Source organism: Colwellia psychrerythraea, assembly GCF_000764185.1.
In the GTDB taxonomy this organism is placed as follows: Bacteria; Pseudomonadota; Gammaproteobacteria; order Enterobacterales; family Alteromonadaceae; genus Colwellia; species Colwellia psychrerythraea_B.
Genome location: NZ_JQEC01000059.1, coordinates 1 through 2,298 on the forward strand (window position 1 = coordinate 1; position 2,298 = coordinate 2,298).

3 protein-coding genes are annotated in these 2,298 nt (G+C 36.8%); all 3 read right to left on the reverse strand.

What is annotated here, in order from left to right; genetic code table 11:
- Positions 1-203 (reverse strand): hypothetical protein (locus GAB14E_RS25385; protein ID WP_033084124.1); only part of this gene is annotated, 203 nt, incomplete at its 3' end.
- Between the two features lie 433 nt (positions 204-636).
- Positions 637-939, reverse strand: coding sequence for a hypothetical protein (locus GAB14E_RS0123445; RefSeq protein ID WP_156115790.1), 303 nt, complete (start codon positions 937-939; stop codon positions 637-639).
- Positions 940-1,063: 124 nt separating this feature from the next.
- Positions 1,064-2,244 (reverse strand): IS3 family transposase gene (locus GAB14E_RS02925; protein WP_156115705.1). Its coding sequence is split into 2 segments (ribosomal slippage): positions 1,064-1,959 and positions 1,959-2,244, totalling 1,182 coding nucleotides; the frame shifts between segments, so codons are not numbered across the junction.
- Between the last annotated feature and the right edge of the window lie 54 nt (positions 2,245-2,298).

Below are 2,298 nucleotides of genomic sequence, written 5' to 3' on the forward strand. Positions count from 1 at the left end.
GAATACATTTCTTTGGTCCCTTCGTGAGCATGATAACCAACAAGCTTCCAGCCAGTTTCTGCACCTTCAAGTGAATTAAACTTGACTAAAACCGTAGTTTTTTGAATTTGTAAATGTTTCACAGAATAATTTTCACATTCTAGTGCCATTACAGGGCTGACTGAGGTAATAAATAAAAGAATTGTATATATTTTGTTTTTCATTTTCCATAAATATTTTAAAACAGCTTATTATGTAGACGTCTCAGTAATAACTTGATAGAAATAACACATTAATTTCATTGTTTTCATATACTTAAAGAAAAACCATACTGATTGACGTGTGTTACTAAGACTTCTCAGTAACACACATGTGTATTCATTAGAAAATGTATGGCTAAACGTTTTAGGATAGTGTCTCCAATGCGCACCAAGAAGTCATTAGCGGTGAACTATTTTTAACTATCCATTGGGTAAAAGCTAAGGCTCACTTTTACCACTTTGCAGACATTAGCTATTACGGCTAATTGAACAGCTTGGATTAGATTTTTTATTGATAACGCTTACATAATCGGCAAATTAAAGTTGGCTAAAATATGTAGCGAAGCTAATGTGCAGCCAACTGTAAATTCCGTTTGATTTCCTTGTCATATTGGTTCTATTTTAAAAGGCTTATATACTCTGGTTTTTGATAATGTCCTATTGCTTGGCACTTTCCTGGTATTTGTAATGCAAGTCTTGCGCTAATTACTTTATCAGAAGCTAATGCAGTTAAAATCATAGAGTCACTTCTTTCTGATAAAGAACAAATCCATTTTTCTGGAATGATATCCATTTTGAATGCTAAATGACTTTCACACCATGAAGGATGATCCATAATGTATGAAACTTTACCATTGCAATCTTCACTTGCAAAACTCACTAAAGGAGTAAGAGCTAGTAGGAGTACATATTTATTCATTAAAACCTCTTGAAACATAACGCCTAATTAACAGGCAAGAAATTGTTGGCTAAAATAAGCGACGAAGGAGCAAAAGCCAACTGTTTTTTGTGATCTTCCCCCGATAAAACGGACACATTTTTTTTCACGCTGCCAGGGCTTCATATTCTATTGGCGAACAATAATTTATCCCTGAATGCAGCCTCGAAACATTGTAGTATTTGTTAATGTAACTTCCAAGTGTTCCGCGCAGTTCTTTATCACTATTAAATACATTACCGCGAATAACTTCGGTCTTCATTGAATGGAAAAATGACTCCATATGCGCATTATCAGTACATTTACCCGCTCGGCTTAAGCTATGTGTAATACCTGCTCGTTTTAAAGCCGTTTGAAAAACATTACCTCGATATTCCACACCTCGGTCTGTATGCAGCATTAAACCACCTTGAGGTCTTCGGTTCTTTATTGCATTTTTTAGTGTTCGTTTGGTGACTTCCATCGTTCTCTTTTTATCTAAACTCCAGCTAATAATACGCCGTGAATATAAATCCATTATTACCGATAAATAACGCCATATACCTTTCACTTTCAAATACGTGACATCTGCTACCCATACTTTATTTTTAACCAATGGCACTTCACCATCAGGTCGTAAGTTTTTACCTGTCGTAAGGAAGCGCTTATAAAACGCAGAGCGTGTCGTCACGCGCATCACTCGAGCGACCAAGCCAAGTGCACGATACAAGCGTTCAACACGTTTTTTACCTATGCTGTATCCTTGCTTTTGCAAGGCTTTAAATATGCGGGGACTACCATAGCGTCCTTTATTCTCAGTGAATATTTGCTGAATTTTCTTTTTAAGTTCAACATCCTCTATCGCTCTAGCACTTGGTTGACGTTCACACCAATCGTAATAGCCACTTTTAGAAACATCAAAAAACTTCAGTAATCTCGTTACCTTTATGTCGGCTCTGAGTTTTTCGATGAATCGATATCGGCTTGATGTTCCTCGGCAAGAAACCGTTGCCACTTTTTTAGGATATACAGCTCCTCCTTGAGCTGTTTATTTTCACGTTCTAGTTGTTGTTCTTTGGTAAGTACTTTTTTGGCTTTTGATTGGCCAGCCACTTTTTTTCGTTTATCAGCCACAATGATCCCTTCACGATATTCTTTTCGCCATCGTGACAGCATAAACGGGTGTATGTCGAGTTTTTCAGCGACTGATTTTATTGTGACGCCAACAACATAACTTAATTGAATAGCGTTGACTTTGAAGTCATTTGAATACTTCCAAGTTCGTCTTGGATTGTTGTACTTAGGCATAAGACACCTCATCTTTAGTTAGATTTTGGTGTCCGTTTTATCGGGGGAAGATCA

Bases quoted from the DNA above. Each gene is read 5' to 3' on its own strand.
- GAB14E_RS0123445 (WP_156115790.1), bottom strand. From the start codon at position 939: ATGAATAAATATGTACTCCTACTAGCTCTTACTCCTTTAGTGAGTTTT.